A 7,827-nucleotide genomic window follows, 5' to 3' on the forward strand; every position below is an offset into this window, starting at 1 on the left:
GAGCTCCAGCCGGGCTCGATCGTCAAACCTGAAGGCGTCAAGCGCTTCCGCGGCAAAGACAAGACGATTATGAAGCGGCAGTTGATCGCGCGGCGTGCTCTTGCCGACTGCGCGACCTGGCTCGGTCAAGAATCGACGCTTGCCGAAAGCGCCTGACCGGCGTTTTCAAGTGCATCGGACCCGGCTCGTGCGACCCGCGTGAAGTCTTTGCTTTTATGCATGTCGCCTAAAAGCGCTGCACAGTTTTGGGCGACATGCATTACTGCTTGGTCGCGGCCGAAATATTGCCGGGCGGCAGGTCCTTATCCGGCTCGGCGATATAATTGCCGAGCAGCCAGAGCGAAACCTCCGAGGCTTCCTTGGCGGAAGCGAATTCGAAATCGCCGTTGTGATAGGGTGCATCGAGGAAGTCGATCACCAGTCCCCGGCCCGTCTCCGATCCCACGACGCGCACCCGACCCGGCTCGATCAGATGGCAGGCGAAATGGCGCGACATGTTGCGCATGAAGCCCGCCTTGTTGTCGTGCAGGCGCACGAAGACGGCTTGGCCATTTTCCGTCGCCTGCAGCTGACGGATCGCCTCGTTCGGAAAGGCGCGGCCGAACTCGATGATGGCGAGGCCCGTGTCATGCAGGCCGTCTTCCTTGTTCTGCGCGGCCATGCGCGTTGCCACGAAAGCAATGAAAATGACGATGGCGAAAAGGACGCACCAGACGATAATGCCCACGCCGAGTCTCCGTTCAAAGGGTAGCGGTGGAAGCCTTGTAGCGCGCGAGACTTGCGCGAATTTGACCGATATCAGATTTTTCGGCGTGCGGCAGCCAGCCCCATCCGCAGCTGGCGGCGCCATTGCGGCGGCTGCAGCGGCCGGTCAAACAGCAAGGCGCCCCGTTTCTGCGCCGTGATGAGCACCGGTTCGGCAATCGTCGCCGGCAGAAAGGCTGGAAAGACAGCCAGCGCAATCGGCCCCGCCGCCCTCGCTTTTGCCAGATGTTCGCGACCGAGGCCGGCGAAGGCCTCGATGGCGGCAGAGATGCGCGGCCGGTCTTCGCCGGCGAGGAAGGCATCGCGGTCGAGACCGGTGGCGGACAGGATCTGCAGCGGAATATAGATCTGGCCGCGGCGGCGATGCAGCGGCATCAGCAGCAACAGCCCGGCGACCGCTTGGGCGACGCCGGCATGGCCGKCGGCGTCGGCCGAGCGTGCGGCCTCCTCCGGAGAAAGCACCAGGCTTGCGAGCTGGATCAGCGCGGATGCCGTTTCGCCGGCATAGCCTTCAAGCGAAAGACGTGTCTCCATCGGATCGTCATAAAGATCGAAGGTGCGGGCCCCGATCATATCGATCAGCGTCTTGCGCGGCAGGCGGTGCGTTTCAATCGCCATCAGAAGCGCCGCGGCGACGGGATTGGCCGCCGTCGAGCCGTGTGCGCTGCCCTCCAGAAGATCGTGCCAATATTGTAACCGCACCTCCCCGGGTAACGGCTCGTGCACGAGATCGCGGATGCGGGCAAGCTCGGCATTGAAGGCATAGAGAGCCGCAAGCGCGCCGCGCTTTTCCTCTGGCGACAGCAGACAGGCGAGGTAGCGGTCGCGATCGCTGTCACGCAGCATCGCCAGGCAGATCTCCTGGTTCGTCGCAATATGCGCTTCAGACATCGTCAGACCGCAATCAACGCCGCGGCGACGGCACGTTGCTCGGCGAGCATGATATTGAAGGTGCGCACTGCAGCCCCGGTGCTCATCGGATCGGAGGAGATGCCGCGCGATTTCAGCGCCAGCTTCAATTCCTCGGGCAGGCGGCGAAGCTCGGTACCGGTGCCGACGAGCAGAACCTCGATATCACTAGCCTCGTCAAGCACGCGGCGGAMATTTTCAGGCGACAGCGGTTTCGACATATCCATGTCCCAGCCATGAATGCCGGAGGGCAGGCAAAGGATCGAGCCACGATGCGACATGTCGGCAAAGCGAAAGCCGCCATTGCCGTAAGCATCGATCGGAGCGCGGCCGGGGAAATGCGCGGCGCGGATTTCTATGCCTTTTGCCATGTTTTCAAACCACCGTGCCGGATTTTACACCGGCATCCGTCTTGTTGCTCTCTTCCCCGTCGGGAGCCTCCGGCCGCAGCCGGAAGACGATCAAGACAGGAGCGGCGATATAGATCGAAGAGAAGGTGCCGAGAGCGACGCCAAAGAGCATCGCAAAGGTGAAGGAGCGGATGACTTCGCCCCCAAAGAGAAAGAGCGCCAGCAAGGCGGTCAGCGTCGTCGCCGCGGTTAGAACGGTGCGCGACAGCGTCTGGTTGATCGAGGCATCGATCAGGATCGGCAGCGGCATCTTCTTGTATCGCTTGAGATTTTCGCGCATTCGGTCATAGACCACGACGGTGTCGTTCAGGGAATAACCGACGACGGTGAGCACGGCGGCGATGCTCGTCAGGTTGAACTCGATACCGGTGAGGACGAAGAGACCAAGCATGATGATGACGTCGTGCAGCGTTGCGACGATGGCGCCGACCGCGAACTGCCATTCGAAGCGGATCCAGATGTAGATCAGGATCGCGGCTAGTGCTGCAAGCACGCCGAGCGTCGCCATCATCGTCAATTCGCCCGAGATCGCGGGTCCGACGACGTCAACGCGGCGAAAATCATAGTCCTCCTGGAGCTCGCCGCGCACCAGCGTCGCCGCCGACTGCTCGGCATTTTCGCCGCCGCCCTGGGAAGCGATGCGGATCCGCGCGTTCGACGGTCCGCCCGTGCGCTCGACGCGCACGTCGCCGAGATTGAGATCATTGAGGCGCGAGTGGAGATCGGCGATGTCGGCATTGCCCTGCTTCGCCGTCACCTCGATGAGCGAGCCGCCAGTGAAATCGATGCCGAGATGCAGGCCGACGGTGGCAAAGGCGGCCATGGCAATCAGCGAAATGACCGCCGACGCCGTAAAGACATAACGGCGGATTCCCATGAAGCGGATATTGGCGTGTTCAAAAAGATGCGCCAGAACGCTCTTCGGCAGATGTCGAGGACGGCGCGCTCTCAGCCAGACGGCAACGATCGAGCGCGTCAGGGTGAAAGCCGTGAAAACAGTCGTCAGGATGYCGACCGCCAGTGTCACCGCGAAGCCGCGGATGGATTCGCTGCCGAGGAAAAAGAGGATGATGGCGGCGATGAAGATCGTCACATTCGCATCGATGATCGTTGCAAATGCGCGTGAGAAACCGCGGCCGACGGCCTCCGCAAAGGAATGGGTGGTCTTCTCCTCTTCGCGGATACGCTCGTAGATCAGAACGTTCGAGTCGACCGCCATGCCGACAATTAGCACGATGCCGGCAATCCCGGGCAAGGTGAGCGTCGCGCCGGCAAGGCTCAGCACCGCAACGATGAGGATCAGGTTGAAGAAGAGCGAGACGACGGCGATGATGCCTAGGATGCGATAAAGCGCGATCATCAGTGCCGCGACCAGCACGACAGCGACGAGACCGGCAACAAGGCCGCTGAAGATGGAATCGGCGCCGAATCTCGGGCTGACGCTGCGTTCCTCAACGCTGGTCAGCGTCGCCGGCAAGGCGCCGGCGCGCAGCATGATCGCAAGGTCGCGGACGCCATCTTCCGAGAAATTCGCCGAAATCCGGCCCTCACCGCCGGTGATTGCCGCATCGATAACCGGTGACGACATCACCTGGTCGTCGAAGACGATGGCAAGGTGCTTGCCGATATTCTGCCCCGTCGCCTGCGCCAGCCGCTGCGTACCTTCCGCATCGAGACGGTAGGCAATCGCGGTATCCTGCGTCTGCTGATCGACGACAGGCTCGATATCGACCATGTTGCTGCCAGTGGCGAAAGCCGTGCGGTCGACCAGATAAGGTACCGGCGGGTCGTCAAGCGAATAGAGCACCTGCGATGTCGCCGGCCAACGGCCGTTCAGCGCCTCCTGCCCCGACATGCTTTCGTCGATCAGATGAAAGGAAAGTTTGGCCGGCTGGTTCAGGATGTTCTTCAGCCGCTCAGCATCGACCGATCCCAGCACCTGCACGACGATCCGGTCGGCACCATCCGGGCGAACGAGAAAATTATCATAGCCGAATCCGGCGATGCGGCGRCCAACGATATCGAGCGACCGGGTCCGCGCGGAAGCGACGTCAGCGGTAATGCCGGCGTCGGAAATCTGCAGCGAGAGTTGCCCCTCCGCGCCCTGCTGCAGCGCGACCCCAGGTCCCGAATGTCCGCCAACCGTCGTCAAAGGCTTCAGGAGATCGACCGCCGCCTGTGTCTGCGCCGGGTCGGTGATGCGGACGGTGACGGTCTGGTCATTGCCGGTCAGCCCGGTATAGCGGATGCCGGCGCCGCGCAGCGCGTTGCGCACATTGGCGACCGCCTCTTCCAGGCGGTCCTTGACGATATCGGAACGCTCGACCTTCAGAACGATATGCGAGCCGCCCTGCAGGTCGAGACCAAGCACTACGCGGTCGTGCCGCAACCAATCCGGCAGGGAGGATCGCTGCGCCTCAGTCAGCAGATTGGGCGCAGCGATGGCGATGGCCGCAAACGCGACCAGCCAAATCAGAAGTGTTTTCCAGCGGGAAAAATGCAACATTCTCTCGACGATCTTCCGATCCGGCGGTCCTGCCGTTATCGCTTGTTACGCCGCGTCGGCCTTGACCGGTTCACCCTTGACGCGAATTTCGGAGATGCCGCTGCGGACGATGCGCACGCGCACGCCATCGGCGATCTCGACTTCGACTTCCTTTTCGTCGACGACCTTAGTGACCTTGCCGACGAGACCGCCGCCGGTGACGACCTGGTCGCCGCGACGAATTGCCTTCAGGGTCTCCTCACGCTTTTTTGCCTGTGCGCGCTGCGGACGGATCAGCAGGAAGTACCAGACGACCATCAGCGGCACGAACAGGATGATCATTTCGAAACCGGAACCGCCGAATCCCGTTGCGGTATCGGTCGCGCTCTGGGCGAATGCCGGGGTGATGAACATGCTAAACTCCTCAGGCTTGGGCGGCGGAACTCCGCCTCTCTTTTCAGGTTGCCGGACTATAGTTACCGCTTCGATGAATGCAACAGAAACAGCCGGAAACAGTACCGATTCCGCTGCCTCATAACCTTTCCGCCGTCAAAACGCCATGCTACCCGGCATCGAAAGATTAAAGCGGATTGCCGCAGTGAGAAATCAGGAGGCCACCGATGACCGAGGAAATCAACACAGCCCTGCTCGCCGAACTGAGACGGCTCGCAGACGCCGTCGAGCGTCTTGCCGGACCGGCACCCGCCCTCAACGACTGGGATGCTGCCGACTGCTTCGTCTGGGCGCCTTTGCGCCAGCATCTGCAGCCGGTCAAGAGACCGAACCGGGTGGCGTTGACGCTCATCCGCGGCGTCGATCATGTGCGCGACATCCTGCATGAGAATACGGTGCGTTTCGCCGAGGGTTATGCCGCCAACAATGTGCTGCTCTGGGGGGCGCGCGGCATGGGCAAATCCTCGCTGGTCAAGGCCGTACACGAGGATGTCAGGCGCGAAAGCAGCGTCTTGCTGAAGCTGGTCGAAGTCCATCGCGAGGATATCGCCACCCTCCCCCATCTGCTCGATCTCCTGAAGGACACGCCGTACCGTGTGATCGTCTTTTGCGACGATCTCTCCTTCGATCACGATGACACCGCCTACAAATCGCTGAAGGCAGCACTCGACGGCGGCGTCGAAGGGCGGCCGGACAATGTGCTCTTTTACGCCACCTCCAACCGGCGTCATCTCCTGCCGCGCCACATGATGGAAAACGAGCAGTCGACGGCGATCAATCCGTCGGAGGCGGTCGAGGAAAAGGTTTCGCTTTCCGACCGCTTCGGCCTCTGGCTCGGCTTCCACAAATGCAGCCAGGACGATTATCTCGGCATGATCGACGGCTATGCCGATCACTTCAAGCTCGAGCTCGAACGCGACAAGATGCATGCCGAGGCGCTGGAATGGGCAACGACGCGCGGCGCACGCTCCGGCCGTGTCGCCTGGCAGTATATCCAGGACCTGGCCGGGCGCATGCGCGTTCACATCGATCGGGGCTAGAGCGCGTCGCGCGTCAATCCGAATTCACGCGACGCGTTTTGGGTCTTTGTCGTTTATCCCAAAACCGCTGCGCACTTTTGCGCGACATGCATTAAATGACAAAAGCCCGGCTGGTGGCCGGGCTTTTGCGTTTCCTGGTACGCAGTACCTATTCCAGGAAAGTCATCGGGTTGACCGGGGACGCGTCCTTGCGCACCTCGAAATGGACCTGCGGCTGCTTGACGTCGCCGCTCATGCCGGAGACGGCAACCGTCTGGCCGCGCTGGATCTTCTGGCCGCGGGTGACGCTCAGCGTGTCGGCGTTGCCGTAGACGGTGACGGTGCCGTCGTCRTGACGGACGAGAACCGTGTTGCCGAGTTCCTTCAGGCCGTTGCCGGCATAAATGACGACGCCGTTTTCAGCGGCCTTGATCGGTGTGCCCTGCGGTACCGAGATGTCGATGCCGTCATTGCGGTTGCCGTTGACGTTGGCGCCGTATGAAGCAATGACCTGGCCGCGCACCGGCCAGCGGTATTTGCCGATGCCGGTCGATTCCGGCGCGGCGGAGCTGACGTCCGACTTCTTCTCGGCATCGTCGACGGTCTGGGTGGCCGCCGGTGCCTTATAGGGCGCAGGCTGCACGGAAGCCGTCTGCAGGGCAGCTGCCGGCTGGGTCGGCTTCGGATCGACCTTCTCGGCCGGGATCGAGGCGGTCTTGATATTGTCGGCGGTGCCGTTCGGGATCTTCAGGGCCTGACCGATGCGGAGCGAGTTGGCCGAAAGATTGTTGGCGGCCTTGAGATCGTCGACATTGCTGCCGGTCGCCTTGGCGATCTTTGCCAGGGAATCGCCCTGCTTGACGACATAGGTGCCGGCAGGTGCCTTCGGATCCTTGCCGGCGCCGACGGGAAGCTTGCCGGTGGCATCAGCACTCGCCAGCGTCTTGTCACGGGCGGAATTGGCGCCTGGAATGACGGCAACGTTCTGCTCAGGCGCTTTCGGCGCCTCCGGCATCTTGCCGGGCTTGGAAAGGTCAGTCGCCTGCGATGCCGCCTTGGCGGCATTGCCGCCATTGAATGTCGGGATGAGGATCGCCTGGCCCGGCTGGGCGGCAGATGCCGTCTTCAGGTCATTGACGCGCAGGATTTCCTTTTCCGGAACGCCAAAACGCCTGGAGAGCGTGGCGATGCTTTCACCCGGTCGCAGCGTCACCGAAGGAGCGTTGGTCGCGGACCAGCCGGAAACCTTCGGCGTCGTGCCGGTCGTCAGCGTATCAGGCGTCACCTTCGGTGCCGCCGGCGCCACCAATCGGGGCTTTTCGGCCTGCGGCGCAGCTGGGAAAGGTTGGGCGAGCGCGACTTCCTTTTCCCGCTGCCGGGACGGAGCAACGGCCGTCGGCGCGGCCAGATCTGAACGCTGCACCGAGACCGGCGCGGAAGCGAGACGTGCGCTCGAGCTCGACGTGCGGGTCGGATCGTAACCCTGGCGTGCGGGATAAGGCTGGTTCAGCGCGCCATTGCCGCCGCCATAGCCCGACTGGCTGGCAACGGCCGAACCGCCGAGATCGGCGCGCGGCACCGGATCGCCCTGAGAACCGTTCATATTCCTGCGCGGAATGGAACTTGTGGTGATCTGGTCCTGCCCGGAGGAGGAAAACAAGCCGCCAAACCGTGTCACATCGGAACTGCAGCCCGTTGCGGCACTTGCCAGCAGGCCAACAACCAGAAGATTACCGGCCGACTTCCCGAACTTTGGCGAAAGACTGAAACGCATGACTCGACCCAC

General features: G+C 62.3%; 7 protein-coding genes and 1 pseudogene. 2 read left to right on the top strand and 6 right to left on the bottom strand.

What is annotated here, in order from left to right:
- Positions 1 to 156: pseudogene (locus AC1D1Z_RS31170) on the top strand (methylenetetrahydrofolate--tRNA-(uracil(54)-C(5))-methyltransferase (FADH(2)-oxidizing) TrmFO); the annotation flags it as partial.
- A gap of 103 nt (positions 157 to 259) precedes the next feature.
- On the opposite strand, the gene AC1D1Z_RS31175 reads toward AC1D1Z_RS31170, so the two are convergent.
- The 5 genes from AC1D1Z_RS31175 to yajC all read right to left on the bottom strand — a co-directional run bounded on the left by AC1D1Z_RS31175 (position 260) and on the right by yajC (position 4,983).
- The gene (locus AC1D1Z_RS31175; protein WP_018445615.1) at positions 260 to 727 is read right to left on the bottom strand and encodes a hypothetical protein; all 468 of its coding nucleotides are present in this window, start codon (positions 725 to 727) and stop codon (positions 260 to 262) included.
- Positions 728 to 798: 71 nt separating this feature from the next.
- Positions 799 to 1,656 (bottom strand): phytoene/squalene synthase family protein, encoded by an 858-nt coding sequence (locus AC1D1Z_RS31180; RefSeq protein WP_477852707.1) that lies wholly within the window; start codon positions 1,654 to 1,656, stop codon positions 799 to 801.
- A gap of 2 nt (positions 1,657 to 1,658) precedes the next feature.
- Complete coding sequence (locus AC1D1Z_RS31185; protein WP_477852709.1) at positions 1,659 to 2,045, bottom strand: Mth938-like domain-containing protein; 387 nt, start codon at positions 2,043 to 2,045, stop codon at positions 1,659 to 1,661.
- Positions 2,046 to 2,049: 4 nt separating this feature from the next.
- On the bottom strand, positions 2,050 to 4,590 hold the full coding sequence (gene secDF, locus AC1D1Z_RS31190; protein ID WP_477852710.1) for a protein translocase subunit SecDF: 2,541 nt from the start codon (positions 4,588 to 4,590) through the stop codon (positions 2,050 to 2,052).
- A gap of 45 nt (positions 4,591 to 4,635) precedes the next feature.
- Positions 4,636 to 4,983: a preprotein translocase subunit YajC gene (yajC, locus tag AC1D1Z_RS31195; RefSeq protein ID WP_003558894.1), complete on the bottom strand. Its 348-nt coding sequence runs from the start codon at positions 4,981 to 4,983 to the stop codon at positions 4,636 to 4,638.
- Positions 4,984 to 5,189: 206 nt separating this feature from the next.
- Here yajC and AC1D1Z_RS31200 point away from each other — a divergent pair, with 206 nt between their 5' ends.
- Entirely contained in the window at positions 5,190 to 6,062 is an 873-nt protein-coding gene (locus AC1D1Z_RS31200; RefSeq protein ID WP_130716293.1) for an ATP-binding protein, read from the top strand.
- Between the two features lie 148 nt (positions 6,063 to 6,210).
- On the opposite strand, the gene AC1D1Z_RS31205 is transcribed toward AC1D1Z_RS31200, so the two are convergent.
- Entirely contained in the window at positions 6,211 to 7,815 is a 1,605-nt protein-coding gene (locus tag AC1D1Z_RS31205; protein ID WP_131647055.1) for a peptidoglycan DD-metalloendopeptidase family protein, read from the bottom strand.
- Positions 7,816 to 7,827: the final 12 nt, after the last annotated feature.

This window comes from Rhizobium sp. P1_E1 (assembly GCF_056406015.1).

Bases quoted from the DNA above. Each gene is read 5' to 3' on its own strand.
- yajC (WP_003558894.1), bottom strand. From the start codon at position 4,983: ATGTTCATCACCCCGGCATTCGCCCAGAGCGCGACCGATACCGCAACG.
- AC1D1Z_RS31200 (WP_130716293.1), top strand. From the start codon at position 5,190: ATGACCGAGGAAATCAACACAGCCCTGCTCGCCGAACTGAGACGGCTC.